Source organism: Nocardia canadensis, assembly GCF_032656385.1.
In the GTDB taxonomy this organism is placed as follows: domain Bacteria; phylum Actinomycetota; class Actinomycetes; order Mycobacteriales; family Mycobacteriaceae; genus Nocardia; species Nocardia canadensis.
In genome coordinates this window covers 583,844-609,108 of the sequence record NZ_JAVCWB010000002.1, presented here as the reverse complement: position 1 = coordinate 609,108, position 25,265 = coordinate 583,844, and the positions used below count along the sequence as shown (strand labels likewise).

Annotated in this window: 29 protein-coding genes; 13 read left to right on the top strand and 16 right to left on the bottom strand. The window is 70.1% G+C overall.

From position 1 onward, the window contains the following. Window positions 1-4: 4 nt before the first annotated feature. Window positions 5-676: a TetR/AcrR family transcriptional regulator gene (locus Q7X29_RS06170; protein ID WP_316573495.1), complete on the bottom strand. Its 672-nt coding sequence runs from the start codon at window positions 674-676 to the stop codon at window positions 5-7. A 34-nt stretch (window positions 677-710) separates the two neighbouring features. Between Q7X29_RS06170 and Q7X29_RS06165 the strand changes: the two genes are divergently transcribed. Both Q7X29_RS06165 and Q7X29_RS06160 read left to right on the top strand, forming a co-directional pair. Then, window positions 711-1,139 (top strand): Uma2 family endonuclease, encoded by a 429-nt coding sequence (locus Q7X29_RS06165; protein ID WP_316573494.1) that lies wholly within the window; start codon window positions 711-713, stop codon window positions 1,137-1,139. Between the two features lie 210 nt (window positions 1,140-1,349). Then, window positions 1,350-2,675 (top strand): cytochrome P450, encoded by a 1,326-nt coding sequence (locus tag Q7X29_RS06160; protein WP_218720768.1) that lies wholly within the window; start codon window positions 1,350-1,352, stop codon window positions 2,673-2,675. 8 nt (window positions 2,676-2,683) lie between these two features. On the opposite strand, the gene Q7X29_RS06155 is transcribed toward Q7X29_RS06160, so the two are convergent. Then, entirely contained in the window at window positions 2,684-3,277 is a 594-nt protein-coding gene (locus Q7X29_RS06155) for a hypothetical protein (protein ID WP_316573493.1), read from the bottom strand. 74 nt (window positions 3,278-3,351) lie between these two features. On the opposite strand from Q7X29_RS06155, the gene Q7X29_RS06150 reads away from it, so the two are divergent. Beyond that, the gene (locus tag Q7X29_RS06150; RefSeq protein WP_218720770.1) at window positions 3,352-3,651 is read left to right on the top strand and encodes a chorismate mutase; all 300 of its coding nucleotides are present in this window, start codon (window positions 3,352-3,354) and stop codon (window positions 3,649-3,651) included. Here the strand turns inward: Q7X29_RS06150 and Q7X29_RS06145 are convergent. From Q7X29_RS06145 to Q7X29_RS06130, 4 genes are all read right to left on the bottom strand, one after another. After that, a complete protein-coding gene (locus Q7X29_RS06145; protein ID WP_316573492.1) occupies window positions 3,599-4,078 on the bottom strand; it encodes an iron chaperone in 480 nt (159 codons plus the stop codon). The two genes, Q7X29_RS06150 and Q7X29_RS06145, sit on opposite strands and share 53 nt — an antisense overlap. A gap of 11 nt (window positions 4,079-4,089) precedes the next feature. Next, complete coding sequence (locus Q7X29_RS06140; RefSeq protein ID WP_218720772.1) at window positions 4,090-4,365, bottom strand: hypothetical protein; 276 nt, start codon at window positions 4,363-4,365, stop codon at window positions 4,090-4,092. A gap of 162 nt (window positions 4,366-4,527) precedes the next feature. Continuing rightward, window positions 4,528-5,271, bottom strand: a complete 744-nt coding sequence (locus Q7X29_RS06135; RefSeq protein ID WP_316573491.1) for an AraC family transcriptional regulator — start codon at window positions 5,269-5,271, stop codon at window positions 4,528-4,530. A gap of 45 nt (window positions 5,272-5,316) precedes the next feature. Then, the gene (locus Q7X29_RS06130) at window positions 5,317-5,757 is read right to left on the bottom strand and encodes a DUF6194 family protein (RefSeq protein ID WP_316573490.1); all 441 of its coding nucleotides are present in this window, start codon (window positions 5,755-5,757) and stop codon (window positions 5,317-5,319) included. 60 nt (window positions 5,758-5,817) lie between these two features. Between Q7X29_RS06130 and Q7X29_RS06125 the strand changes: the two genes are divergently transcribed. Beyond that, window positions 5,818-6,516, top strand: coding sequence for a MerR family transcriptional regulator (locus tag Q7X29_RS06125; RefSeq protein ID WP_316573489.1), 699 nt, complete (start codon window positions 5,818-5,820; stop codon window positions 6,514-6,516). Here the strand turns inward: Q7X29_RS06125 and Q7X29_RS06120 are convergent, their stop codons facing one another. The 4 genes from Q7X29_RS06120 to Q7X29_RS06105 all read right to left on the bottom strand — a co-directional run bounded on the left by Q7X29_RS06120 (window position 6,517) and on the right by Q7X29_RS06105 (window position 10,523). Next, a complete protein-coding gene (locus tag Q7X29_RS06120; RefSeq protein WP_218720798.1) occupies window positions 6,517-7,026 on the bottom strand; it encodes a pyridoxamine 5'-phosphate oxidase family protein in 510 nt (169 codons plus the stop codon). Window positions 7,027-7,153: 127 nt separating this feature from the next. Next, the gene (locus Q7X29_RS06115) at window positions 7,154-8,845 is read right to left on the bottom strand and encodes a SulP family inorganic anion transporter (RefSeq protein ID WP_316573488.1); all 1,692 of its coding nucleotides are present in this window, start codon (window positions 8,843-8,845) and stop codon (window positions 7,154-7,156) included. Between the two features lie 14 nt (window positions 8,846-8,859). Next, the gene (locus tag Q7X29_RS06110) at window positions 8,860-9,519 is read right to left on the bottom strand and encodes a GAP family protein (RefSeq protein ID WP_316573487.1); all 660 of its coding nucleotides are present in this window, start codon (window positions 9,517-9,519) and stop codon (window positions 8,860-8,862) included. A gap of 128 nt (window positions 9,520-9,647) precedes the next feature. Then, window positions 9,648-10,523: an NAD(P)-dependent oxidoreductase gene (locus Q7X29_RS06105; protein WP_316573486.1), complete on the bottom strand. Its 876-nt coding sequence runs from the start codon at window positions 10,521-10,523 to the stop codon at window positions 9,648-9,650. 272 nt (window positions 10,524-10,795) lie between these two features. On the opposite strand from Q7X29_RS06105, the gene Q7X29_RS06100 reads away from it, so the two are divergent. Further along, window positions 10,796-11,788: an adenylate/guanylate cyclase domain-containing protein gene (locus Q7X29_RS06100; protein WP_218720778.1), complete on the top strand. Its 993-nt coding sequence runs from the start codon at window positions 10,796-10,798 to the stop codon at window positions 11,786-11,788. Window positions 11,789-11,829: 41 nt separating this feature from the next. Next, on the top strand, window positions 11,830-12,600 hold the full coding sequence (locus Q7X29_RS06095; RefSeq protein WP_255588415.1) for an RluA family pseudouridine synthase: 771 nt from the start codon (window positions 11,830-11,832) through the stop codon (window positions 12,598-12,600). 70 nt (window positions 12,601-12,670) lie between these two features. Here the strand turns inward: Q7X29_RS06095 and Q7X29_RS06090 are convergent, their stop codons facing one another. The 3 genes from Q7X29_RS06090 to Q7X29_RS06080 form a co-directional block, all read right to left on the bottom strand. Beyond that, window positions 12,671-13,906: an NAD(P)/FAD-dependent oxidoreductase gene (locus tag Q7X29_RS06090; RefSeq protein ID WP_316573485.1), complete on the bottom strand. Its 1,236-nt coding sequence runs from the start codon at window positions 13,904-13,906 to the stop codon at window positions 12,671-12,673. An 80-nt stretch (window positions 13,907-13,986) separates the two neighbouring features. Beyond that, on the bottom strand, window positions 13,987-14,928 hold the full coding sequence (sigJ, locus tag Q7X29_RS06085) for an RNA polymerase sigma factor SigJ (RefSeq protein WP_255588416.1): 942 nt from the start codon (window positions 14,926-14,928) through the stop codon (window positions 13,987-13,989). A 68-nt stretch (window positions 14,929-14,996) separates the two neighbouring features. Further along, window positions 14,997-15,614, bottom strand: coding sequence for a TIGR03086 family metal-binding protein (locus Q7X29_RS06080; RefSeq protein WP_316573484.1), 618 nt, complete (start codon window positions 15,612-15,614; stop codon window positions 14,997-14,999). A 61-nt stretch (window positions 15,615-15,675) separates the two neighbouring features. Between Q7X29_RS06080 and Q7X29_RS06075 the strand changes: the two genes are divergently transcribed. From Q7X29_RS06075 to Q7X29_RS06045, 7 genes are all read left to right on the top strand, one after another. Further along, window positions 15,676-16,119 (top strand): MarR family winged helix-turn-helix transcriptional regulator, encoded by a 444-nt coding sequence (locus tag Q7X29_RS06075; protein WP_218720783.1) that lies wholly within the window; start codon window positions 15,676-15,678, stop codon window positions 16,117-16,119. A gap of 151 nt (window positions 16,120-16,270) precedes the next feature. Continuing rightward, entirely contained in the window at window positions 16,271-17,050 is a 780-nt protein-coding gene (locus Q7X29_RS06070; protein WP_316573483.1) for a metallophosphoesterase, read from the top strand. 83 nt (window positions 17,051-17,133) lie between these two features. Then, complete coding sequence (locus tag Q7X29_RS06065; RefSeq protein ID WP_308248614.1) at window positions 17,134-19,251, top strand: ABC transporter ATP-binding protein; 2,118 nt, start codon at window positions 17,134-17,136, stop codon at window positions 19,249-19,251. Next, window positions 19,248-19,988, top strand: coding sequence for a CbiQ family ECF transporter T component (locus Q7X29_RS06060; protein WP_218720785.1), 741 nt, complete (start codon window positions 19,248-19,250; stop codon window positions 19,986-19,988). The genes Q7X29_RS06065 and Q7X29_RS06060 overlap by 4 nt, the downstream gene beginning before the upstream one ends. Window positions 19,989-20,045: 57 nt before the next feature. Then, a complete protein-coding gene (locus Q7X29_RS06055; RefSeq protein ID WP_218720786.1) occupies window positions 20,046-20,723 on the top strand; it encodes a DUF1345 domain-containing protein in 678 nt (225 codons plus the stop codon). Between the two features lie 212 nt (window positions 20,724-20,935). Next, the gene (locus Q7X29_RS06050; protein WP_218720787.1) at window positions 20,936-21,574 is read left to right on the top strand and encodes an ammonium transporter; all 639 of its coding nucleotides are present in this window, start codon (window positions 20,936-20,938) and stop codon (window positions 21,572-21,574) included. A gap of 50 nt (window positions 21,575-21,624) precedes the next feature. After that, a complete protein-coding gene (locus Q7X29_RS06045) occupies window positions 21,625-22,269 on the top strand; it encodes an isochorismatase family cysteine hydrolase (RefSeq protein ID WP_218720788.1) in 645 nt (214 codons plus the stop codon). A gap of 175 nt (window positions 22,270-22,444) precedes the next feature. Here Q7X29_RS06045 and Q7X29_RS06040 read toward each other — a convergent pair whose 3' ends face one another. The 3 genes from Q7X29_RS06040 to Q7X29_RS06030 form a co-directional block, all read right to left on the bottom strand. Then, window positions 22,445-22,618 carry an antitoxin gene (locus Q7X29_RS06040; RefSeq protein ID WP_218720789.1) on the bottom strand — a complete coding sequence of 58 codons (174 nt, stop codon included), beginning with the start codon at window positions 22,616-22,618 and terminating at the stop codon, window positions 22,445-22,447. A gap of 70 nt (window positions 22,619-22,688) precedes the next feature. Next, entirely contained in the window at window positions 22,689-24,956 is a 2,268-nt protein-coding gene (locus Q7X29_RS06035) for an ATP-dependent DNA ligase (protein ID WP_316573482.1), read from the bottom strand. 51 nt (window positions 24,957-25,007) lie between these two features. Continuing rightward, on the bottom strand, window positions 25,008-25,253 hold the full coding sequence (locus Q7X29_RS06030; RefSeq protein WP_218720791.1) for an antitoxin: 246 nt from the start codon (window positions 25,251-25,253) through the stop codon (window positions 25,008-25,010). Between the last annotated feature and the right edge of the window lie 12 nt (window positions 25,254-25,265).

Genomic DNA, 25,265 nt, shown 5'->3' with positions numbered 1-25,265 from the left:
GTGATCACTCCATCGACTTCGACACGGTGGACAGGGGGCCCAGGAAGGCCACGGCTTGGGGATCGGAGAGCGCGGCGTCGATGGCCCGCTGAGTCAGCTCGATGCTCGGGTCGGTGCGCAGCGCGGCCAGCACCGTGCCGAACATGTTGCCGACGACGAGGTCTTTGACCTGGTCGCGGCTGATATCGCGGGTGCGCGTCCAATGCAGCACCAGCCCCTCGATGAACGACACGAACCCGCTGATCGCGGCACGCAACACCGGCGAGGAGTCCGACCCGGTGACCTCGACGACCAGCGCATCGGTCAGGCGGATCTGGTGGCGGTCACGAATCTGGCGCACTTCAGCGTCGGCCACGTCGGCGAACAGCGCTTCGAAGGCTCGCGGCTGTTGCTCGGCCTCGTCGAGCAATCGGTCGATGCCGCGGGTCAGCCGGTCCAGCGCGGGGCCGCGCATCGCCAGCAGGTCACCCCAGAACTCCTCGGCGGCCTGTTCGAGAACGGCCAGGTAGAAGCCCCGCTTTCCGCCGAAGTGGTAGCTGATCGAACCGGCGGCGACACCGAGCGAGCGCGCCAGGTCCACGATCGAGACCTCCTCGTAGCGGTCGCTACTGAACGCGGCCTTGCCCGCCGCCAGCAGCGCCGCGCGCGACGCTTCGCCACGCCGATTGACGCCCATCCGACCTCCAATTTATGAATCAGATTCAATAACTGTGAGAGTAGGCAGCCGTACGCAGCACAGTCAAGGACTTTCTGAACGGTATTCAAACTTTGCGCCGACGAGACTGCTGCCTCGTACCCCGTGCTCGCGGCGCCGTCTCGAGTACGCCCGACTCCGATCCGCCGGATGGATAGGTGGCCGATGTCATCGGCGCGCACCGGTTGCTGGCGATACTCGAAGCCGCGGCCAGAGTGCACATGGCCCCGACGTCGCGCTGTTCGAGTTCGTGCCGGCCGATGTGCGGCCGGTGCCTGCGCGCCACCTGAAGATCGCCGTCGAGGTCATCTCACCGAGCCCCGTCAAGACAGACCGGCTCGAGAAGATGAGTGAGTACGCCGCGGCTGGAATCCCCTGGTACTGGCTGGTGAGCGTCTCCGACACCGACGTGACCAGTGAAGCCGGATTTCAGGCCGCCGGCTAGGAGCCGCTGAGGCTGGACGAACCCGCGCTCAGCAGTCGCGGGATGTTCGCGAAACAAACGGTGCGCGGGACTACCCAGCGTGGAAGACTGCTGAACTGCGACGGTCGGCATCTGTGGTGCTGAAAGAGGTTGGGACCGTGCGGGTTCGATCCGGCGGTTCGGGCGTCGAGGCGTCGCGTTGCGAGTTCCGTGCGATGGATCGAGGGTTTGATGAACGTAGGGTATGCGGTCCGATGGGCGGCTGAGCACGGGTTGCCGCGGCTGGGGCTGATGGCCCTGCACCGCAAGGGAGACACGTTCGCGCAGTTGCTCAGTGGCGACGAAGGCCGCAACGACCCGTACACGCTGATCGATCAGCTGCGCGGCGACGGCGGGGTGCAGACCGTCAAGACCGGGTACGCCGTCTTCGAACACGGACTGTGCAAGGAGATCCTGCGTGACCGGCGCTTCGGCGTGCGGACCCCGATCGATCCGATGCTGCCGGGGCCGATTCGCCGCTATGTCGAGTCGATCGAGTTGCCGCCCAATCCGATCGAAGCGCCGTCGATGTTCATGATGGACCCGCCCGAGCACAGCCGGCTGCGCAAGCCGGTCGCCTCGGCGTTCACCCCGCGCGCGGTGTCCCGGCTGGGCGATCGGGTGCGTGAGGTCACCACCGAACTGCTCGACGCGCTCGAGGCGAAGGGATCGGCCGAGCTGATCAGCGAATTCGCCGCGCAGGTCCCGGTGGCCGTCATCGGCGAGATGCTCGGGTTCCCGGACTCCGACCGCGAGATGTTCCTGGCCTGGGGCGAAGTGGTCACGCCGCTGCTCGATGTCGGCATCTCCTGGGAGACGCACCAGCGCGCGATGACCGCGACCGCGGCGATGAAGACCTACCTGGCCGACCACATCGAGAAGGTGCGCCGCGACCCCGGCGACGACATCTTCAGCACCCTGGTGACCTCCGGCGAGCTGAACACCACCGAGCTGATGGCCAGCGCGAACGTGCTGATGGGCGCGGGCTTCGAGACCACCATGAACCTGCTCGGCAACGCGATTCCGCTGTTGCTGGCCCACCCCGACCAGCTCGAACTCCTGCGCGCCGAGCCGCAGCACTGGCCCAACGCGATCGAGGAGATCCTGCGGTTCGAGCCGCCGGTGCAGCTGACCGCGCGGCGCGTGCTGGAACCGGTGGAACTGGGCGGCGCGCCGCTGCAACCGGGCAAGTCGGTGATCATGTCGCTGGCCGGCGCCAACCGCGACCCGGCCAAGTTCGAGGATCCGCATCGGTTCGACGTCACCCGCGCCAACGCCAAGGAGCATCTCGCCTTCGGCAGCGGCGTGCACGCCTGCATCGGCGCGAGCCTGGCCAGGCTCGAAGGCATCAACGCACTGCCCGCCCTGTTCGAACGCTTCCCGGACCTGCGGCTCGACGGCGAACCGCGCCGTCGTGGCCTGTCGACCCTGCACGGTTTCGATCGCATGCCCGCGGTACTGAGTCAGTCGGCGGACGTGGTGCCCGCCTCCACCGGGGACGGTGCGACCCAGAGCTGACGGCGCCGTCAGAACTTGCCGCTGTGGTGCCCGATTCGATGGCCGAGTCGGGCACCCAGCTCGGCGACGAACTCGTCGGTGAGCGGCGGCCAGCCCCAGAAGTCGAAAGCCAGGGCGCCGAGGGCGAATTCGTCGGCCCACTCCCAGTCGGTGACCGGACTCGCGGTGCCGCAGGAAACGCAGGTCACCGCGCCGGCGCCGGTGTCGCGCCAGGCGTCGATGGCGTCGGCGAACGGCTGCCAGACCGCCTTGTCCGCTTCCCACCGCTGCGGGTAGTCGATGATCACGGTGGTGGCCCGGCAGTGCGGGCAGTCGGCGGCGGAGGGCTCGATGGCGCCCTGGCCGGCGAAGTGCGGGTACCTGCCGACGATGACGGCGACCGGGCCCGGCATCCAGTCCGCGCCCCACTCCTGGGTGATCCGCGACCACTCGGGGCCCGGCCGATAGCCTTCGTCGACCTGGAGGCTGTACATCGTGTCGCGCGAGGTCTCGCGCAGCAGCCAGCCACGCGAGACCATCCAGTCGACCGTCTGTTCGGCCAGTGCGCCCGCGTCGTCCGCGGCGACCTCGACGTCGATGATCCGTTCGAAATAGTCACCCACACCGGCATCGTGCCATCGAGCGGCGACAAAAACCCCGCTACCGCAGGCTTGTTCGGCTGTTACTGTCGCCAGCCGTGAGTACTCCGACTTCCCTCGCCGAGGTCCGCGCCCGCATCGACGCGATCGACAGCACCGTGATCGAACTCCTCGCGGCCAGGCAGGAACTCGTGCGCACGGCGGCGACGTTCAAGCGCGACGAGCACGCCGTCCGCGCGCCGGACCGGTTCGCCCAGCTGATCGCCTCGGTGCGCGAGCGCGCGGAAGCGGCCGGGCTCACGCCGGATATCGCGGAGACGATCTGGCGCGCGATGGTCGGCGCGTTCATCGAGATGGAGCTGGCCGAGCACGAGAAGTTCCGCTCACAGCCTTCTTGACCAGGGCGGCGATGCGGGTTTCATCGGCCGCGGTGAGAGCGGTGAGACCGAAGGCGGTGGGCCACATGGTGCCGTCGTCGATGGTGGCGGCGTCGCTGAAGCCCAGGGTGGCGTAGCGGGTCTTGAACTTGGCGGCGGCCTGGAAGAAGCAGACGACCTTGCCGTCCTTGGCCCAGGCGGGCTGGCCGTACCAGGTCTTGGGGGTGAGGTCGGGGGCGGTGGTCATCACGATCTCGTGGATGCGGGTCGCGATGGAGCGGTCGGGTTCGGCCATCTCGGCGATCTTGGCGAGCAGGTCGGCCTCGCCGTCGGCCTTGGACGTCTTGCCCCGCTTGGCCGCCGTTCTCAGCTCCTGCGCGTGCTCCTTCATCGCGGCACGTTCCTCGGCGGAGAACCCGGCGGCGCTGCCAGACTTCGACGTGGGCATGTGACTACCTCTCAGCGGCGGCGGCTCGCGGTCACGAACAACGCGATGCCGGCGGACAGCGCCAGGACGATCGCGATCGTCAGCAGGATGAGCGGTGTCGTCGCGGCGGCGTCGGCGCCGGGCCCCCCACTGCGGTGGATCAGCAGAGCCGCGATCAGCGGGCCGATCATCGCCAGACCGGCGGCGGTCAGCACGACCCCGCCGGTCGTCAGCTCGACCGGGCCGAGGGACCACTTGGTTGCTCGCGGCCGGGAGCCGGTGCGTAGCAAACGATCGTCGACAGTCATGCCATCCCCTCTCGGGAACCCACCCGGAAATGCATCTGAACTGGCAACTGAACGGTACCGCGCCGAGACGTCGAACCAGGTGAGGCGAGACTCGACCGACGCCGGAACCGACAGCAGCTACCGGATAGCGACCAAAAGTGCCACATCGTTCGCACGAATGCGTCAACCGTCGGCGAGTCCGGGCGGCAACGGCCGGGACACGATGTACTGCCGGTATTCGGCGGGTGTCATCCCGGTCTCGCCACGGAAGACCCGATAGAAGTTCCGGTCGCTGGTGAATCCGCACGCGCGCGCGATCGACGACACCGTTCGCTCCGGCGCCGAGGTGAGCAGCTCGCGGGCGCGATCGACGCGCATCGCGCGCAGCAGCGTGGTCGGGCCGCCCTCGTCCCCGATCACCCGGAACAGCTTGCGCCGCGACATCCCGCACGCCGCCGCGATCCGCTGCGCGGTGAGATCCGGGTCGGCGAGATTGTCCCGCAGCGCCTCCTTCGAGACCCGGACGAGCAGCCCCTGGTAGTCGGAGGTTCGCGCCTCCTGCGGGCGCTCCCCGTCGACGATGAACATCGTTCCGGCGGGAGCGCGGAGGTAGTGATCGCCGCAGGAGACCTCGCTGATGCCGGACAGGGTCAGGCAGGCCAGCGCGTACGGCGCCGGCGCGCGGGCGATATGGCGCCGAGTGCGGCGAGCGAGCTCGGCCGAGTTGGCCGCGATGGCCATCGAGATCGGCTCGGCCGTGACCTTCGGGGTCAGGGCACCGTAGAACGGCCCGTCACCGAGCGGCTCCATGGAGCACGGCAGCACCGACTCGCTCATGATCGACGTCCAGAGATCGAACGACTCGTGTGGGGACACCTCGGCCGTCGACATCTGTTGGCCGCCAACGACGACCTCGTCCTCGTCCATGTGATCCATGTTGGCACCGATTCTCAGTGACGAACAGGATCGTTCTCAGCGTGTCCGGCGGTCGAAACGGATTCGCGCCCGGTCGTGGGCGGAACGCAGAAGGTCGCGGACGACCGCGTCGGTGCGCTCGCCGGGATTCACGACGGCGAGCCAGTTGGCCGCGGCGTAGACCGGGTGGGCGATCACGGTGTCGTCGACGCTCGGGTCGGCCTGGTGGTCGGCCCACGCGCCGAACGCCTCCCGGCCCGCGGCGATATTGACCCGGAAGGTGTCGGGGCGGTCGAGGCGCGAGCTCCGGTCGTCCGGGTAGTCCTTGGTCACGACGGTGGCGAAGGGCTGGGTGGTGGCCGGGACGACGCCGTCGGGGGCGTAGTAGAAGAACGAGTCGCCCCAGCTGATCTCGGGCCATTCGCCGCCGGGGCCCGGCGCGAGGTGCAGGACGCCGCCGAGGCCGGTCACGTACTCGATGATCTCGTCTGATGTCATGATTCGAGCGTCTCATTGAAGCGCTTGTGTGGACTTTCCGCCGATGACGAGGAGTTTCTGGTGGTAAACCTCAACTCACCCGTCGGCCGCACGATCGATGTGGCGCGGCGCGCGGGGTACTCGGTCCAGCAGGTGCGCAATCTCGAACGCGACGGTGTGCTGCCGCCCGCCGACCGGTCGCCGGGCGGGCATCGGGGCTATCGCGAGATCCATGCGCGCTCGGCGCTCGCCTACCGAGCGCTCGCGGCGGGAGTCGGGCCGGTCGAGGCCAAGCGGATCATGCGAACCGCGCACGCCGGGGATCGGGCAGCCACGCTGGCGCTGCTCGACGCGGCGCACACCGGCCTGCACACCGAACGCGCCGAGTTGGCGCTGGCCCGGCAGGCCGCCGAAGCCATTGCGGCGGAACCGATCACCGACGTGCGCGGATCCGACGCGATGAGCATCGCCGAGCTGGCCACGGCCCTCGGGCTGCGGACCTCGACGCTGCGGCATTGGGACGCCGAGGGTTTGGTGGTGCCCGATCGGAGGTCGTCGGGTCGGCACTACTCCCCCGCGCAGGTTCGTGACGCGCGCATCGTCCACCAGTTGCGGCGGGCGGGTTACCGGGTCGCGCAGGTGCGGGCGGTCATGCCGGAGTTACGGCGGCACTCGGGCCAGATCCGAGCAGCGCTGGCCGCCAGGGATTCCGCGATCACCGCCCGCTCACTCGCTCTCCTCGACGGTGCGGCGGCGCTGCGCGACCTGCTCGCCGGCTGATCAGGGCGCGGGTGTTTCCGCGGTGCTGCCGGACATCGGCATGGCGGGCAGCCCCAGCTTGCGATGGTCCCAGGACCGCACGCGCGTCGGCTCGACCCGCACGACGATCCGGTTGTTCATCATGGCCTCCACGAACGGCCTGACCTCGGGGCTGTACGGCCCGACATACCGCTCGTAGATGTCGATGCCCGCCTTCCAGTACTCCTCGTCCTCGGTGTCCTCGATCAGGTGCGCGGTGCCCTCGATCGAGACCCCACGCAACTGGTCGTAGGTGTCGCCGGCCTCGGCCATACAGGTGATGGTGGGATCGCGCCGCAGGTTGACCGCCTTCTGCGACTTCGACTTGGTCTCGAAGTAGAGGACACCGTCGATGTGCCCGAACCACATCGCCGTCAGATGCGGTTTCCCGTCGGCATTCAGCGTGGCCAGCGTGAGCACCCGGCTGCGGTCGAGAAACGCCGCGATCTCGTCCGCGCTCATCTGCACCACGGCCCGCTGCTTGATTCCCACCACATCCACCTTTCCGGCCACGACCATTCCCGCCGACCATACCGAGCCGTCCGCGCCGACGAGCCCGAAGCCGCGGATCTACCGCTGCTCCCGGGTGGATCCCGTTCCAGCCGATCGTGTCCGGGCGCTAGCGCACCGGTGGGTGCTCGGGGAGGTCGGCGGCCGCGGCGGCGACGGTCGGGTAGATCCCGATCGGGGTGTCGCCCGCCTCGGCCGAGCCGAGGACTGCGCCGAACTGGGCCACCGAGCGGGCGATGCGGAAGTCGATGCGGCGGTGCGCCAGGGCGTTGCGCAGGTCGAGCAGCATGGCGGTGGCGGTGACGTCGAGGGCGGGTGAGGTCTCGGCGTCGAGCACCACCAGGCGGGTGGCGTCGGTGCACAGGCTCTCGATCCGCGACCGCACATGCTCGGCGTTGGCGAAGAACAGGCCGGACTCCACGCGCACCACCAGCAGGTCGGGACGCGGGGTCAGCTCGGGGTGGCGGGCCGTATCCACCCACAGGGTGCCCTGTTTCGCGAGCGCGGCCACGTGCGGCTGCGAGGCTCGGTAGACCAGCAGCAGCACCGAGACACCGATACCGATGAGCAACCCGGGCAGGGTGTCGAAGAGCAGCACCCCGAACATGGCGGCGATGGCCGCGAGGAAGTCGGCGCGCGCGACCGGGCCGTAGATGCTGGCGAGCAGCTGGGTCCACACCCGGTAGAGGCGGCGCAGGGCGGCGATGTCGACGAGCTCGATCACCGCGGCGATGACCACCGCGGCCAGCGTCGCCTCGGGCAGCTGCTCGAACAGCCCGGTCAGGAACAGCAGCGTGAGCACGGTCAACACGGCGACGACGAGCCCACTGACCTGGGTTTTCGCGCCCGCCCCGCCGTTCACGGCGGTCTTGGAGAGGCTGCCGTTGACGACCATCCCCGAGCCGAGGCCGGACCCGAGATTGGCCGCGCCGAGGCCGAACAGTTCCCGGTTCGCGTCGATCGAGTAGCCCGCTTTGGCCGCATAGGTCTTCGCCGCGCCGAGACCCTCGGCGAAGCCGATCAGCAGCACGCCGACGGCGGGTCCGAGCAGGTCGAGGTAGTCGTCGAAGCCGACACCGGACGGCAGCCCGATCGACGGCAGACCCGCGTCGATGTGCCCGACGATGTCGACGCCCTTGTCGTCGAGCCCGAACAGCCGCACCGCGAGGATGCCGAGCAGCACGGCCAGCAGCGAGCCGGGTACCAGCGGCAGCCAGCGCCGCAGGCCGAGGACGACCGCGAGGCTGAGCACCCCGATCAGCAGTGTGCGCCACTGGGTCTGGCCGAGATCGCTCAGCACACCCCAGGCCTGCTCGAAGAAGTCGCCGTCGTGCTTGTCGATGCCGAACAGCTTCGGTACCTGGCCGATGATGATGGTCAGGGCCAGCCCGACGATGAACCCCTTGAGTACCGGCTCGGAGATGAACGCGGCGATGAATCCCAACCGGATCAGCCCGGCCAGCAGGCCGACGAGGCCGGTGGCGATGGCCAGTGCCGTCGACAACGCGAGGTAGTGCCCGGCGTCGGCGCCCGCCAGCGGGGTGATGATGGCCGCCGACAGCGCCGCCGTCGCCGACATCGGGCCGACGACGAGGTGCCGCGAACTCCCGGCCAGGGCGTACAGGACCAGCGCGGGCACCGCCGCGTAGAGACCGACCACCGGCGGCACCCCGGCGATCGAGGCGTAGGCGAGCGCTTCGGGCACCAGCACCGCCCAGACGGTGAGCCCGGCGACGATGTCGGGCCGCAGCCACGCGCGCCGATACCCGTGCAGCGATTCGAAGATCGGTGGTGTGCGCACGACGAGCCCCTACCTCAGAGTCCGCCGATGCCCTTGCCGACGACGACCGCGCCCATCACCAGCAGCACGATCGCCATCACGGCGTGGTTGTTGGCCTGCAACCACTGCCGGGCGCTGTCGAGGGCGGGTCCCAGCCGGTCAGCGGCCAGCGCGTAGCCGACGACCACCGCGAGCACGGTCGTCGAGGCGAGCAGGGTGAACACCACGATCGCGACGGCGTCACCGCCCACGCTCAGCCCCGCCGAACCGATGACGACGCCCGCCGACAGGCACAGCAGCAGGTTCTTCGGATTCACTCCCGACAGCAGCGCGCCGAGCCCGGCCGCCCTGACCACGGTGAGCGTGTCGATCGCCTGCATCCAGGCCGGGACCGCGGTGTCGGAGCGCGCGTGCCACTGTTCGGCCGCGAGGACCAGAAGCAGTACGCCCAGCACGATCTTGACCCAGGACGCCACCGCCGACGGTTCCTTGTCGCCCGAGTCGCCCAGGGACCCGGCCAGCAGCGTCACCACGACGGTCACGATCAGAATCCCGCCGACCCAGCCGGCCGCGAACCCCTTCGCCGCGCCGCCCGCGTTCTTGGACAGGATCATGAGAATGGCCGCGACGATGGGGATCGGCGAGATCGCCACACCCACGGCCAGCGGAAGCAGATCACCGATGACTGAGCCCATGCGGTCACGCTAGGTCGGGCCGGGCGCTGGACGCGTCACACATTGTGGGTGAGATCGGCGTCGACGCCGACCGGCCGGTCTTCCCCCACTCGGCGGCGAAGGTGCTGGTGTACAGCGTGCTGCGCTGATCAGGCGGCGAGCAGTTCGTAGACAGCGGTGATGCTCTGGTCGCCGAGGCCCTCGTCGACGGCGCGGCGCAGCAGTTCGTGCATGGTCGCGTGCCAGGACAGGTCGACGCCGGTCTCGGCCGCCAGCCGCGGGTCGTCCTCGACGACGGTGTGGAACAACGCGACGCTCGAGCCGAGCCGCGTGTAGTCCTTGTCGTCGATCTCCCCGGCCAGGATCGGCAGCAGCGACTCGATCATCCGCAGCCACTTCCCCGAGTAGGGCACCATCGTGCGCGCGGGCAGCCCCCGCGAGGCCAGCACCGCGGCGCCCTCGACGAAGCCGAGCAGCGCGGGCAGCAGGGTGGCGCCGACCGCGTATTCGTAGAGCGCGGCGAGATCCGGTTCGGCGCCGAGGAAGTCGAGCTCGCCGCCGAGCACGCGCAGGGTGTCGGCATGGGTGTCGAAGACCGCGCGGTCGCCGCCGAAGTACAGCAGGGTGTCGCGCAGGCCGACCGCCGCGGGCACATTCTTGATCGCGCCGCCGAGGAACCGGGCGCCCGCAGCGTGCGCCCACCGCGCGAATTCCCGTGCCTGAGCCGGTGTCCCGCTGTTGAGCGTGATGACGTCACGGCCCGCGATCGTCCCGGCGGCCGTCGCCATGCTCTCGTGGGTGGCGGCGAAACTCGTCAGGCAGGCGATGACCACTCGGCCCGCCGCGATCGCGTCGGCGATGTCGCGGTGGGCGGTCGCGCCCGCGGCGACCAGGGCGGTCGCGCGGTCGGGGCTGCGATTCCACACGTGCGTCGGGTAACCGGCGGCGAGGAAGGCGGCGGCGAGCGCGCCGCCCATCGAGCCGATGCCGAGCACGGTCACCGGCGGCTTGTCCGCTGAGGTCATCTGCGACTCCGATCCACAGCGCGGGACTCGGGGTGAGCACCGCGGTGATCCCGAGTGTCGGCGCGCGCCGCGCGGGCCGACAAGTACGCACTTTTGCCGTCAGTTGCGCACCTCCAGGTAAACCTCCAGCTCAGCGCCGGGGCGACGGGCGCGGTGTGCCAGGTGTCACCGCGGCCTGGACGGGCCAGGTGCGGCGCGCGGGGATTTGTGAAGATCGCCAAGGTCACGTCGGCCTGACCTGCGGTCGGAGCGCGCGTCGTAGAGTTTCGCTCATGTCGGATGCCGAATTGACCGAGCTGGTGCAGCGCAATGTGGAGGAAGCGCTCCTCGGCGGACCGCGGCGCTACACACGCACGCAGGTCGCCGAACAGTCCGGTGTGCCGGAGGCGGAGTCGCGGCGATTGTGGACGGCGCTCGGCTTCCCGGCCACCGACGACGACCAGGTCGACTACACCCAGATCGACATCACCTCGGTCACCAACTTCCGCAGCATGAACGTCGTCGCCGCCTCCGATATCCGGCAGCAAGCCGCGGCCGCGCGCACCATCGGCCAGGGCATGGCGCGCCTGGCCGAATGGCAGGCCGACCTGGTACTGGCCGAGATCAAGGCGCGCGCCGCGGCGGCCGATCCGGCGCTGCCGCTCGACGAACGGGTCAGGGCCGCAACCGAATCCACCATGGCGAGCATCGAGCAGTTGCAGTCCTATGTGTGGCGCAGGCATCTGGCGGCCGCGGTCGCGCGGTCGGCGGACGCCACCACCGGGGAGGACTCGACGCGGACGCTGGCCGTCGGCTTCGCCGACATGGTCGGCTTCACCCGGCTCACCCGGCACCTGCACCCCGACGAATTGTCCACGCTGCTGGAGGCTTTCGAGTCGACCACCACCTCCGCGATCACCGACAACGGCGGCTGGGTGATCAAGAACGTCGGCGACGAGGTGATGTTCGCCGCCGAGACCGCCGAGGACGCGGCCCGGATCTCGCTCGCCATCCAGGAATCGACGATGCTGGTCGGCGGCACACCGGAACTGCGGGTCGCCTTCGCCTACGGCGAGGTGTTGCAGCGCTTCGGCGACCTGTACGGCTCGGTGGTCAATATCGCCGCGCGGCTCACCGGTGTCGCCAGGCCGGGCAACATCCTGATCGACGACGCCGCCGCCGAGGCGCTCGCGGGCCACCGCGACTTCGCCATCCGACATCTGCGCAGCGTGCGGGTGCGCGGCTTCAACCGGCTGCGCCCGCACCGACTGCGCCCGGCCTCCTGACCGCCGGGCCGCACACCATTCTCTAGGGTGTCGACGTGGAGATGGACTGGCAGAGCGTGCGCGAGCAGTACACCGTGTTCGCCGACGACGCGGTGCTCGCGCTGAACAAGCCGGCCGGGATCTCGGTGACCGGGGAGCGCCACGACACCGACCTGGTCGAGCTGGCGCAGGCGGCGGGCACGCAGCTGTACCCGGTGCACCGGATCGACAAGGTCACCTCGGGACTGGTCCTGCTGGCCATCGATCTGGCCGCGCACGGTCAACTGACCAGGCAGTTCACCAAGCAGACCGCACGCAAGGCGTACCTGGCGATCGTCTCCGGCACCGATCTGCCCGAGCGCGGCGAACTCGATTTGCCACTGAGCGTCGGGCGCAAGAACCGGGTGCGGATCGCCGCCCCACGCGAGGCGATCCGCCGCGTCGGCGAGCGGTGGTCCGTCGACGACGCCGACCTGCTGCCCACGAAGAACTATCCCTCGCGCACCAGGTTCGCCACGGTCGCCCGGCACGGCGAACACACACTGCTCGCCGTCGCGCCGGTCACCGGCCGCCGCCACCAGATCCGGGTGCAGCTGGCCTGGATCGGCCACCCGATCCTGGGCGACCCGCTCTTCGACCGCACCGCCGTCTTCCCGCGCACCCACCTGCACTCCTGGCGACTCGGCCTCGACGCCGACTGGCTCACCCCACCGGTGCTCGACCTGCAAGCGACCCCCGGCCCCGACTTCTGGACACCGCTGGCCGCCGACCCGGACGCGGCGGAGCGGTTGCTGCGCACCGCGTCCGAGCGGCTGGCCGACCTGGTCGGCTGAGCCGGCGGGAGTCCGAGCCAGCCGGGCCGTCCGGTCGCGGCGGGAAGCCGGACCGGACGCGGTCGTCCGATCAACCGGCCGCGGGCCGAGTACCGAGGCGAGCGGCCGGGTCACCGACGTCGCCGCCGCACGGAGCGACGAGCTGGTCGGCCTCGACAGCGGTCGTGACGATCCGTCGCCGACGGCTCGGCATCATCAAGGTCGGGTGGCCGACGCTCCAGGCGGCGCCCGCGCAGATGAACTCCTTGACGCGGGCGCCCAGGCGGCCGGTCAGCACGGTCGAGGTGGGCTGATCGTCGAAGGTCACCTTCTGGAGGATGCCGTCGCGGCGGCCCAGGCTGATGCACTGGGTGGCATAGCCGATCTGCTCGTCGGGGACCGGTCGACCGGTGAGGCGGGCGGCGATGGCGTCACCGGCCCGCCAGGCCATCGGGCTGCCGGTGGCGCACGCCATCCGCAGCGGCACACCGGCGGGTCCGTCCGCGAGCGCGGCGTCGCCCACGGCGTACACGTCGGGGTGCGAGACCGAGCGCATGGTGGCGTCGACGACGACGCGGCCGGTGTCGGAGACCGTCAGCGTGGTGGCCGCGGCGATGGGGTGCACCGCGAAACCCGCGGTCCACACGGTCACCGCCGCCGGGATCTCCGTGGCGCCCGCGACCACGGCGGTCGCGGTGACGCGGGTGACGTCGGCGTGCGCGTGCACCGTGATGCCGAGCCGGTCGAACACCGTGCGCAGGTGCCGCTGGGCCTTGTCGCTCAGCCAGTCGCCGACCCCGGCGCGCGCGGCGATCGACACGGCGAGATCCGGGCAGGCCTCGGCGATCTCGGTCGCGGCTTCGATGCCGGTCAGGCCACCGCCGACGACCACCACCGGCGCGCCCGCGGGCAGCTCGGCCAGCCGGGCCCGCAGCCGCAGCGCGGACTGCTTTCCGGCGAGGCTGTGCGCGTGCTCGGCGACGCCGGGGACGCCCTGATCGGCGCCGGTACTGCCCAGCGCGTAGACGAGGGTGTCGTAGTCGAGGGGATCGCCGTCGGCGAGGTCGACTCGCTTGCGCTCGACATCGACCGCGGTGACCCGGTCGACCACGACCCGCACACCGGTGCCCGCGTACACCTCACCCAGCGGGCGCTCGCGCAGCTCCTGCCCGGTCGCGAGCTGGTGCATCCGCACCCGCTCGACGAAATCGGCGTCGGCGTTGACGACGGTGATCGCGACGTCGTCGCGATGCAGCCGCTTCGCCAGACGTCCGGCGGCGATGGCTCCGGCGTACCCGGCGCCGAGGACGACAATGCGGTGCTTCATGGCTCGCTCCTATCGGGATGGACTCCCCTCCTGAACCGGACAGCCCCGCGAACCCTGACAGCCTTACGGTGTGATCTGAGTCACCACACGAGATCGAGCGGGGTGTGCGGCCCCTCGGCCGCCCACTGCCTGCCGACCCGGGCCAGTTTCTCCGGGTTGACCTGGATCTGGACGCCGGCGATGCCATCGGTCGTGACGTCGAGGCCGACGACGGCGATCACCTCGTCGCCGACCATCGCCAGCGCACCGGGACCACCGTTGACCACGCAGGCGTAGAACACCGGAGAGCCACCGACGTAGGCGCGTTTGGCCTGCGTCGGGCGGAACACCTGGCTGAGGTAGCGCGCGATGCCGAGCGCGCCGAGGACCGGGGACTTGCGAGCGGGGATCCGGCCACCGCCGTCGGCGATGCCGACCGCGTCGTCGACGAGCAGCCGCACCAGCGGGTCGGTGTCACCGCTGAGCACCGCCGCGAGGAACTCCTCGACGATCCGCTCCGCCGCGGCCGCGTCGATCGTGACCCGGGACCGCCCGCCGACATGCTGCTTGGCCCGCCGGTAGATCTGCTGACAGTTCGATTCGCCGATCTCGAGCATCTCGGCGATCTCGCGATGCTGATACCCGAACGCCTCGCGCAACACGTACACCACGCGCTCGTTGGGCGAGAGCCGCTCCATCACCGCGAGCATCGCCAGCGAGACGGATTCGCGCTGCTCGACGGTGTCGGCCGGACCGAGCATGCGGTCACCGGCCAAGACCGGTTCCGGAAGCCACTGGCCCACATAGGTTTCCCGCCGGGCCCTGGCCGAGGTGAGCTGGTTGAGGCAGATATTGGTGAGCACCTTCGTCAGCCACGCGACCGGCGTCTCGATCCGGTCCCGATCGGCCGCGTGCCAGCGCAGATAGGTGTCCTGCACCGCGTCCTCGGCGTCGCCGGCCGAGCCGAGCAGGCGGTAGGCGATCGCCTCCAGACGGCCACGGGCGGCCTCGAACACCTCGGCCTGGTCGGTACTGAGCGTCATCCCTCTATGGTCGGCCATTCGGGTCGCGCGCTGCCACCCGACCGTCGGTCTCGGAGCACGCCTCGAGATCAGCCGGGACGGTGGGACGGCCGCCAATCCGGCGAGCGGCCGAGGACGCGCAGAATGCGGTCGAGCGTGGCCGCGTCGTCTGCCACGTCGAGCGCCGGAGCGAAGGCCGCGCCCGGACGCTCCCGCGACTTCCCGATGGGCACGGCCATCGCCACGCGCAGTGCGGTCGCGGCCAGGTCGGGGTCGAGATCGACCGTGCGGCCGACGGATCGGGCGACATCCCACGCGTGCACGACGCTGTCGACAAGATGGAAACCGAGTGCCGTCGGGGCGGGGAAGCGGCCGGGTGGAATCTCCGGCAGGGCGAGGGTGCGGGCCGGCGCACCGGGCTCGGCGAAGGCGGTGACGACCTCGCCGGCCGAGCGCAGGTAGGCGTCGACCGGGTCGGCGGCGCGCCGGACCTCCCACACCGCGGGGTCGTCCGCGCCGCGCGCCGCGGCGGCGAAGCCCCGGTTCTGGGTGCCCATGTGTTCCAGCAGCGCGCGCAGATCCCACCCGGCACAGGGTGTCTCGACGGTCAGCGCGGCATCGGCAGCCGCCTCGACCGCCTCGACGCTCAACCGGACGGCGCGCTGATGCCGGGCGAGCAGCAGTCGATCCTCCGAAATAGTATGCATGCGCCGATCGTATGCTTATGCTTATCATCTGCCAAGGGGATCTCCCCGGTAGATTTCGACCATGCCGAAAGCGACCCGACCCGACCTCGCGGCCATGCTCGTGCCGCTCGGCCGTGCGCTGACGGAGGCGGAACGACCCGTCCTCGACCGGCACGGCCTCACCATGTGGGCCTACGCGGTACTGCTCGGACTGGGCGAACAGCCCGTCCACACCCAGGCCGCGCTGGCCAAGGCGGTCCGCGCGGACAAGACCAGGATCATCCCCGTCCTCGACGATCTACAGCGCCGCGGCCTGATCCGGCGCGAACCCGATCCGGCCGACCGACGCGTCAATTTGGTCCAGCTGACCCCCGCCGGAGCGAGCCTGCGCGACCGCGCCCAGCACGACATCCAGGCACAGGAACAGCGACTGCTCGCCGACCTCCCCGCCGAGGATCGGCGCACCTTCCTGCGGGTACTACAAACGCTGTCCGAACGCAGCGGAACGCCGAACTCCGACGCGTGATCGATGACACAGACCGCCGATGAGGTTATCGGTCGTGGCACGCCTCATGAAGACGGATAAGCCCAGGTCATCTAGCCTTGAGAGGTGCCGAGGACTCATACCGGCACACTCTGACGCAACGGAGCGATCCCAGAGAAGAAAGCGACTGCCGATGATCCTGGCGGCTCAGCTCAGCGATACCCACTTCGACCTCACCCCGCGCAACACCGAGCGCGTGGAGCGGGTGATGGCCTATCTGGCCGACCTCCCCCGCAGGCCCGACGTCATCCTCGTGACCGGCGACATCACCGACTCCGGCAAGCCGGAGCAGTACGCCGAAGCCCGCCTGGCCCTGCGCGCCGACGTCCCCGTCTATCTGCTGCCGGGCAACCACGACGACCGCGTCGCCTTCCGCACCGAACTGCTGGGCGAAGCCCCCTCGTCCGCTCCGATCAACAGCGTCCACCGCGTCGGACCACTCACCACGATCCTGCTCGACTCCAGCGTCCCCGGCGAAGCGGGCGGCCTGCTGAGCGAGGAGACCCTCGACTGGCTGCGCGCGACCCTGGCCGCCGCCCCGGCCGACGGCCCCATCCTGGTGGCCCTGCATCATCCGCCGAAACCCGTCGCCAGCCCGGTCGTCGACGTGATCGCGCTGGCCGAGCCGGACCGCCTCGCCGCCGTCGTCGCCGGTGATCCACGCATCATCGGCGTGCTGACCGGCCACGCGCACTCCCCCATCGCGACCACATTCGCCGGAAAACCCATGGTGACCTGCCCGAGTACGGCCTCCGTACTGGGCGGCGCCTGGGAGGTGACGCTGCCGCACAAGGTGATGGACTACGCCCCCGATCCGGCGATCGCGCTGCATGTCATCGACGAGACCAATACCCTCACAACCCATTTCCGTACCGTCGCGATGGGTGGCTGGCTGGCCGAACCACCGGCCTGAGCTCGGGATCTCCCCGGTTTCCTCACACAACCGCTACACGAGGTCACAGACCGGCCACATACACCCCTGGCAGACTGGGACACGTGAGAGACACGCCCGCGGATCTTCCCCGCGGACCCCTGCGCCCCATCGAACTGGCCACCGGTGCCGTGATGGCCGGCCTGACCGTCGGCCTGATCACCGTGGGTTCCCTGGTTCCCATGGCGGCGGCCCTGCAACTGGTCGCCGCGGTTCCCCTGGGTCTGCTGGCCCACCGCTACCGCCTGCGCGCGCTGGTCACCGCCAGCGTCGCGGCGGGCCTGGTCACCTTCGTCGCCGCGGGGATCATGCCCGCGCTCGGGGTGTTCGGCGCCGCGACGCTCGCGGGCATCATCGGCATCGTGAAGCGGCGCGGTGGCGGGCTGCCCACGGTGGTGGCGCTCGCGGCGGTCGCCGGGGTGGGCTGGGGACTGTTCTCGGTGGGTAGCCTGCTGCTGTTCTCGCGCACCAGGCAGCTGTTCTTCGATGCCCTCCGCAGTACCGCGGAGGGCATCCAGAACCTGGCCGCCCGGCAGGCGGCGCTGGAGCCGCTGGGCCGCGCCACCGCCGATCTCACCGACGCGCTGCTGCGCAACTGGTGGCTCTACCTCGGCGGTTCGGTCTTCCTCGGCGTGCTGTTGAGCGCGATCGTGTCGTGGTTCGTGCTGGGCTCGGTGCTGGACCGGCTGGCCTGGCTGCCCGGCAGCGACCGCCTCGACGCACCCGACGACGATCGGCCGGTCGGGCCACTGCCGGTCACCCTGCACGGCGCGGGCTACCGCTACCCCGGCGCCACCGCCGACGCGCTGTCCGGCATCGATCTGACCATCCACGCGGCCGAGTTCGTCGCCGTCGTCGGCCACAACGGCTCGGGCAAGTCGACGCTCACCCGCGTGCTCGCGGGCAGGCCGCCGACGACGGGCGCGGTCAGCAGGCCGGGTTCGGCCGGACTGGGCGAGCTGGGCGGCACCGCGCTGGTGCTGCAACGGCCGGAGAGCCAGACCCTCGGCGTCTCGGTGGCCGACGATGTCGTGTGGGGCCTGTCGGCCGAGCTGGCCGCCGAGGTCGACGTCGACGCACTGCTGGCCGAGGTCGGCCTGTCCGGCATGGGCAGGCGCGAGACCGCGACGCTCTCGGGCGGCCAGCAGCAGCGCCTCGCGGTCGCCGCCGCCCTCGCCCGGCGCCCCGCGCTGCTCATCGCCGACGAGGCGACCTCGATGATCGACCCCGACGGCCGCCGCGACCTGGTCGCGCTGCTGGCCGAGCTGCCGCGCAGGCACGGCACCGCCGTCGTCCTGGTGACCCACCACGAGGCCGACGCGAGCGCCGCCGACCGGGTGATCCACCTGGCCGACGGGCGCATGGTCGACCACCTCGCCCGCTGGCCGCAGCCCGCCCGCGATCAGCGCCGCGGCCCGATGGGCGCGACCATCCTCGAACTGACCGACGTGCGCCACACCTACAACCGCGGCACCCCGTGGGAGGCCCCCGCGCTGCACGGCGTCGACCTGTCGGTGCGGCAGGGCGAGGCACTGCTGATCGTCGGCGGCAACGGGTCCGGCAAGTCGACGCTGGCCTGGATCATCGCCGGCCTCATCGCGCCGAGCTCGGGCCGTTGCGAGTTGCGTGGCGATCCGGTCGACCAGCAGATCGGCCGGGTCGCGCTGGCCTTCCAGCACTCCCGGCTGCAACTGCAGAAGCAGACCGTCGGCGCGGAGATCGCCGACTGGGGCGGCCGGGCGACTGGCTCCGGCGCGGTCGGCCGGGCGCTGGACGCCGTGGGCCTGGACCGCCGCCTCGCCGCCCGCTCGGTCGAGGAGCTCAGCGGCGGGCAGGCCAAGCGGGTGGTGCTCGCGGCCATGGTCGCCAGCCATCCCCAGGTGGTGGTGCTGGACGAGCCGCTGGCCGGACTCGACCCGCAGGGCCGCGCCGAGATCGTGGAACTGCTCGCCCGGCTGCGTGACGCGGGGCAGACCCTGATCGTCATCTCGCACGACGTGGCCGATGTGACCGCGGTGTGCGACCGGACCGTCCACCTGGACGCGGGCGTGGTGGTCGAGACCGCGGGCGCGCGACGACCGGTCGGCGCGCAGCCCGCGCCGCTGCTGCCGGGACGCCCGGAAACCGTCTGGCGACTGGACAATCCACCGCACAACGAACCGGGAAGCGGAGTCGTCCGATGAGCACCGTGCTGCTGCGCGAGGTCCCCGTCGACAGTGTCGTGCACCGGTTGTGGGCAGGCACCAAGATGATCGCCGCCTTCCTGATCAGCCTGCTGCTGATGTTCCTGCCGACCTGGCCGGTGCTCGGCGTGATCATCGCGTTCCTCGTGCTGATCTGGGTGGTGGCCCGGCTGCCGCTGGGCGCGCTGCCCCGATTGCCCTGGTGGTTCTGGGGATTGGTGCTGCTCGGCGGTTTGATCAATGCCCCGATCGGGATGAAGGCGGTGCTCGGGTACGCGCAGGTCTTCGTCTTCGGCATGGTGCTGGTGGCCGCGTCGTTCCTGATCGCGTACACCACCCCTATGGGCGAGGTGGCGCCCGCGCTGGCGAAACTCGGTGCGCCGCTGCGCAAGTTGCGGATGCCGGTGGACGAGTGGGCGGTGGTCGTCGCGCTGACGCTGCGCGGGCTGCCGCTGCTGCTCGACGAGATCCGGGTGCTGCGCGCGGCGCGCAAACTGCGCCCGAAGGAGAACCTGCTGCACCGCGCCGCCGACGCCAACCCGCTCATCGACATCCTCACCGCGTGCATGGCCGTATCCACCCGTCGCGCGGGCGAACTCGGCGAGGCGATCACCGCGCGCGGCGGCACCGGCATGCTCACCGCGCACCCCAGCGCCCCGACTCGCCGCGACGCGGTCGCGCTCGGCGTCGTCGTCGCGGTCTGTGTGGGCGCGATCGCCCTGAGCATCGCCCTCTGAATCCCCCGCCGGGCATCCTCCGCCGGGCGGGATGCCGGGCGGGCGATACTGGCTGACGTGACCGACAGCGAGCACGCGGTACCCGCCTGGCGAGAGCCCACCGAAGGCGAATCGCGCTTGGCCGCCACCGCGGCGATCCTGACGATCGTGGTGGTCCAGGCGCTGCTCCCGAACGAGCTCCTGCCCACGCCGGTGTGGTTGCTGCCGATGCTCGAACTGGGTGTGATGGCGGTGCTGTTGATCGCCAACCCGAGCCGGATGGACCGTGAGGAACCCTGGATCCGCAGGCTCAGCCTGCTGCTGTCCGGCCTGATCAGCTTCGCGACCACGGTGTCGGCGCTGCGCCTGGTACAGACCATCGTCACCGGCGCGGACGAACGCGGGGCCGGGACGCTGCTCGGTAGCGGGGCGATGATCTGGGCGACCAACATCATCGCCTTCTCTCTGCTCTACTGGGAGTTCGACCGGGGCGGTCCCGCCGCGCGCGCCAACGGCCGCGAACCTCTACCCGACTTCTTGTTTCCGCAGATGCAGGACGCGCGGCTCGCGGGCACGGACTGGCGGCCGGAATACCTCGACTACCTCTACCTGGCCTTCACCAACGCGGCCTCGTTCGCACCGGCCGACGTGCTCCCGCTCTCCCGCTGGTGCAAGGTGCTGATGATGGCGCAATCCGCCATTTCCGTGGTCATCGGCACCACGATCGTCGCGCGCGCGATCAACATCATCGGGTAGGGGCCGAGCACGGTTCGCGATAGCGAATAACTATGAAAGGTTTGAGGTTTAAAACCTGAATTCACTGTCCAGCTACCCTCGGGCAGGCTATGGTTCATCTCGACATCGAGCTGGACCGCTATTCGCGCCGTCTCTAGCTTTCTCGGGGGAGCCATGATCTCGGCGCATTTCGTTTGGGCACGTCACCTGATGAACCAGATGGGAACGTTCACATGATCATCCGCAAGCTCGCCGCCGCGGCCATTCCGGTCCTCGCGGTAGCGCTCGTCGGCACCGGCGTGGCAGGGGCGGATCCGGTTACCCCGGACGTCGAGTACCGCACCGACCTGGTCGGCAACAAGGTCGTCACCACCCTCACCCACGGCACCTTCGCCATCGACGGCGGCACCGTCCACGTCCGCGACGAAGCGGGCGCGACCCTGGTCTCGCTGCCGCTCTCGGTCCGTGACGGCAGCCTGGAATACCCGCTGCCGCACGCCCTCCGCGAGGACAACCGGGTACTCGAGCTGACCGCCGTCAAGGACGTCGCGGCGGCCAAGCCCAACCTGACCCCGGTCGCCTCGCCCGCCGAGAACTACGCGGCACAGGCGAACTTCGCCTCCACCTTCGGCTTGGCCACCGCCATCGGCAGTTTCGTCGGCATGGCCATCGGCGCGGTCATCGGCCTGGTGGTCGGTGCGGCGGCGGGTGGCATCGGCGCGATCCCCGGCTTCGTCACCGGCGCGACCATCGGCGGCATCATCGGCACCCTCGTCGTCGGCGGACCCACGCTGGCCATCGCGGGCTTCGATCTGATCAACACGCTGCTGGCGCCGCCGGGTACCACGCAGTGGGCTCAGCAGACCAAATAGTCTGCGCAACAGCCGTATTGCCGGTCGCACCGACGCCTACACTGGCGTCGGTGCGACAAGGCAACGGACTCGACATTCCCGACACCCTCGGCGATCTGTGCGCGCCCGACCGGATGGCGCTGATCGTCTACGACATGCAGGTCGGCGTGCTCGGCCAGCTGCCCGACGGCCAGGAAGTCGTCGACCGGGTGGTACGCGTGGTCGAAGCCGCCCGCAGCGCGGGCTATCCGGTGATCTTCCTGCGGCACTTCTTCCCGCCGCGCCGCCTCTCCGGCGTCTACGCGATGCGCCTGCTGATGGGCTGGCAGCACGCGGAATCCATCGATGACGTGCAGTTCATCCTCCAGCGCGACACCCCCGGCTTCGAACTGGTGCCGGAACTGGTGCCCCGCGAGGACGAGCTGGTCCTGGACAAGATGACGATGTCGGCCTTCGAGGGCACCCCGCTGGCCGCGCTCCTGCGCGATCTGAAGATCGGCGCCTACGCCATCGCCGGCGTCGCGCTCGAGATCGGAATCGCGCCCACCGTCGCGCATTCCACCGACCTCGGCTTCATCCCGGTGGTCATCGGCGACGCCTGCGGCGGCCGCGACAAGGAAGCCATGGACAGGGCCTACGACGAGTTCACCTTCCAGGGAAACGCGCTGGTCACCGACGTCGCGACCATCACCGGCCTGATGACCGCAACCCCCTGACCGGCAACCCGACAGCACACACCGAACCACCACGGTTTCGGCCGCCTCGGCTCCGAGGGGCGATACGTAGCGCCGAAGGCGAAGTATCGCCCCCCGGAGCCGAGGTCACGAGGCCGAAACCCGCGGCGCCAGCCGCCGACGACACCGAAAACCCGCCGCGCCGGCCGCCGAGAATTCAGTCCCGGATGGCGTTCTTGGCCGCTTCCTGGGCGGAATCGACCTGGCCGGAGAACTTCCCGCCGGTCTTCTCGTCGACCACGTCACCGGCCTTCTCGATGACCCCGTCGACCTTGTCCGCATGCTGGGCAGCCAGATCCATCGCCTTGCCCGCCAGGTTCTTGAAATCCACCGTGCACTCCTCGCTGATTCGAACCGGTCCAACGCGATCACCCTAGCAACACCACAGCTTTCGCGGCAGGTCAGCTCGGTGAACTCGTCACCCCGTCCCAGATCGGATGCCACAGCCTGCCGGTGTCGGTCCAGGACTGGAAACGGACGGTGCCGGTGAGCTCGGGCGTGACCCACTCGGCGTCGTGGCATTCCTCGGCGGTCATCTCGTTGACGAACGGCGAGCTCGCGCGGTGCAGCCGCCGCAGTTCCCCCGCGATGCGCCGGGACTGCTCGACGCCGAAGCCGGTGCCGACGCGACCGATGTACACCAGCCCCTTCTCGTGCGGGATCCCGAGCAGCAGTGATTTGAACTCACGTTTGTCGCTGCGCCGCCAGCCGCCGACGACGACTTCCCTGCTGCGCCAATTGCGTTGCTTGAGCCAGGTCTGGGTGCGCTTACCCGGCTGATACATCGAGTCGACCCGCTTGGCGACCACCCCCTCCTGCCCCTGTTCCCGGCTGGCCCGCATCGTTTCGGCCCCCGAGCCCGCCAGCAGCGCGGAGACATTCATCGACGGCGCCAGTCTGCCCAGCGCCTCGAGCACGGCGCGCCGATCGCTGTACTTCTTGCGCAGCAACGAGGTGCCGTCGAGAAAGAGCACATCGAAGGCGACGAACACCGCCAGCGCCGAATCCGCTTGCAGTGCGGAGATATCCGACAGCCCCTTCGCGTCGAGGACCACGGCCTCACCGTCGAGGACCACCCGGTGCCCGGCCAGCTCGCCGCCGAGCGCGGCGAACCGGGGGTAGCGGGCGGTGACGGTGTTGCCCGCGCGGCTGCGGACGGTGACCGTGCCGTCGTCGATCTCGACGATCACCCGGAAGCCGTCCCACTTGGTCTCGAAGGCCCAGTCCCCCGCGTTCAGCGCCTCCACCTCGCCCGCGGTGGCGAGCATCGGCGACAGACCGCGCGGGAGGTCACCGGTCGCGCTGTCGTCCACCGGGACTCGCGGGGTCTGGTCGCGCATGAAGTGCATCAGCCACTGGTCGCCGTTGGTGCGGATGAAGGCGTAGCGGCCCCGCAGGCGGTCACCGACGAGTTCCACGATCACTTCGTCGTCGCGCCACTTCTCGGTGCGGTAGGTGCCGGAGTCCCAGATGGTCATCTCGCCCGCGCCGTACTCGCCCCTGGGGATGGTGCCGTGGAAATGCAGGTATTCGAGCGGATGGTCCTCGGTGCGCACGGCGAGCCGATTGTGTTTCGGTTCGGTCGGCGGGCCCTTGGGCACCGCCCACGACGCGAGCACGCCGTCACGTTCGAGCCGGACGTCGTAGTGCAGCCGACGCGCGTGGTGTTCCTGGACGACGAAGCGATCGCCGGGGCCCGGCTCCGGCGCCGCGGCGGGCACCGGCTCGGGGGTGCGCTCGGGGTCGCGCATGCTGCGGTATCGGGTGAGCGCGTCGGGTCGGCTGGGCAGCGGCGGGTCGAGATCGGTCAGCAGGTCGCCCTCGGCCTGCCAGCGCACGAGGACCTCGTCGAAGCGCAACTGGCGCAGGGACTTCGCGTCCTCGATCTCGGCCCAGCTCCGCGGCGCGGCGGCGTTGGGCTCGGCGCGACCGCGCAGCGAGTACGGGGCGATGGTGGTCTTGGCGGCGTTGTTCTGGCTCCAGTCCAGGAAGACCTTGCCAGGGCGAGCCGACTTCGCCATCGTCGCGGTGACCAGATCCGGGTGCAGCTGTTCGAGATTGGCGGCGACCTGCTTGGCGACGGTGGAGGCGCCCCGCGAACTCACCGGCCGGTCCAGCGGCACGTAGACGTGAATTCCCTTGCTGCCGCTGGTCACCGGGAACGCCCGCATCCCGATATCGGCGACCATGTCGCGCACCGCCAGCGCGACCAGCGCGCATTCGGCCAGCCCCGCACCGGGACCAGGATCGAGGTCGAACACGATCCTGGTCGCGGGGCCGCGCTGGTCGCCGTCGAAACGCCACTGCGGCACATGGACTTCCAGGGCCGCCTGCTGGCCGAGCCAGGCCATCCCCGCTTCGGAGTCGATCAGCGGGTAGGTCACCGTCCGGCTGGAATGCTCGATCGCCCGGCGCTGAATCCACGCCGGCGCGTGCTCGGGCAGATTCTTCTCGAAGAAATCGGGATGATCCACCCCGTTGGGCCACCGCTTGCGGGTGACCGGCCGCCCCGCGACATGGGGCAGCATCGCCTCCGCGATCGCCGAATAGTAGGCGATCACCTCGCCTTTGGTCGTGCCGGTCGCCGGGTACAGCACTTTGTCGAGGTTGCTGAGCTCAACCTCGATCGCCGGCTCACCCGGCGGACCCCGGAACTCCCGGCGGACCATCGACGCGGTTCGGCGGCGGGGACCGATAGTCTGCGGCCCCCGCGCACCGAATCAGGCCTGCGGTCCCGGATCGGTCGGGGCGGGGCCGCCTGCGGTGCTGCCGGGGCCTGCCTGCGGCGGAACGACCTTCTTCGCCGCGTCCTTGCCCTTCTCGATCTTGTCGCTGTACTTGCCGCCGGTCTTGTCGTCGATGAAGGTGCCGGCCTTGTCGACCGCATCGTTGATCTTGTCGGCGTTCTGTGCGGCCGCTTCCTTGCCCTTACCGAGCAAGCCCTTCAAGGTATCCACGAGACTCATCTGCCGATGTTC

Coding starts and splice junctions, on each gene's coding strand:
- Q7X29_RS06170 (WP_316573495.1), bottom strand. CDS start 676: ATGGGCGTCAATCGGCGTGGCGAAGCGTCGCGCGCGGCGCTGCTGGCG.
- Q7X29_RS06160 (WP_218720768.1), top strand. CDS start 1,350: ATGAACGTAGGGTATGCGGTCCGATGGGCGGCTGAGCACGGGTTGCCG.
- Q7X29_RS06145 (WP_316573492.1), bottom strand. CDS start 4,078: ATGCCCACGTCGAAGTCTGGCAGCGCCGCCGGGTTCTCCGCCGAGGAA.
- Q7X29_RS06140 (WP_218720772.1), bottom strand. CDS start 4,365: ATGACTGTCGACGATCGTTTGCTACGCACCGGCTCCCGGCCGCGAGCA.
- Q7X29_RS06135 (WP_316573491.1), bottom strand. CDS start 5,271: ATGGACGAGGACGAGGTCGTCGTTGGCGGCCAACAGATGTCGACGGCC.
- Q7X29_RS06130 (WP_316573490.1), bottom strand. CDS start 5,757: ATGACATCAGACGAGATCATCGAGTACGTGACCGGCCTCGGCGGCGTC.
- Q7X29_RS06110 (WP_316573487.1), bottom strand. CDS start 9,519: ATGGGCTCAGTCATCGGTGATCTGCTTCCGCTGGCCGTGGGTGTGGCG.
- Q7X29_RS06105 (WP_316573486.1), bottom strand. CDS start 10,523: ATGACCTCAGCGGACAAGCCGCCGGTGACCGTGCTCGGCATCGGCTCG.
- Q7X29_RS06100 (WP_218720778.1), top strand. CDS start 10,796: ATGTCGGATGCCGAATTGACCGAGCTGGTGCAGCGCAATGTGGAGGAA.
- Q7X29_RS06095 (WP_255588415.1), top strand. CDS start 11,830: ATGGACTGGCAGAGCGTGCGCGAGCAGTACACCGTGTTCGCCGACGAC.
- Q7X29_RS06090 (WP_316573485.1), bottom strand. CDS start 13,906: ATGAAGCACCGCATTGTCGTCCTCGGCGCCGGGTACGCCGGAGCCATC.
- sigJ (WP_255588416.1), bottom strand. CDS start 14,928: ATGACGCTCAGTACCGACCAGGCCGAGGTGTTCGAGGCCGCCCGTGGC.
- Q7X29_RS06080 (WP_316573484.1), bottom strand. CDS start 15,614: ATGCATACTATTTCGGAGGATCGACTGCTGCTCGCCCGGCATCAGCGC.
- Q7X29_RS06075 (WP_218720783.1), top strand. CDS start 15,676: ATGCCGAAAGCGACCCGACCCGACCTCGCGGCCATGCTCGTGCCGCTC.
- Q7X29_RS06070 (WP_316573483.1), top strand. CDS start 16,271: ATGATCCTGGCGGCTCAGCTCAGCGATACCCACTTCGACCTCACCCCG.
- Q7X29_RS06060 (WP_218720785.1), top strand. CDS start 19,248: ATGAGCACCGTGCTGCTGCGCGAGGTCCCCGTCGACAGTGTCGTGCAC.
- Q7X29_RS06050 (WP_218720787.1), top strand. CDS start 20,936: ATGATCATCCGCAAGCTCGCCGCCGCGGCCATTCCGGTCCTCGCGGTA.
- Q7X29_RS06035 (WP_316573482.1), bottom strand. CDS start 24,956: ATGGTCCGCCGGGAGTTCCGGGGTCCGCCGGGTGAGCCGGCGATCGAG.
- Q7X29_RS06030 (WP_218720791.1), bottom strand. CDS start 25,253: ATGAGTCTCGTGGATACCTTGAAGGGCTTGCTCGGTAAGGGCAAGGAA.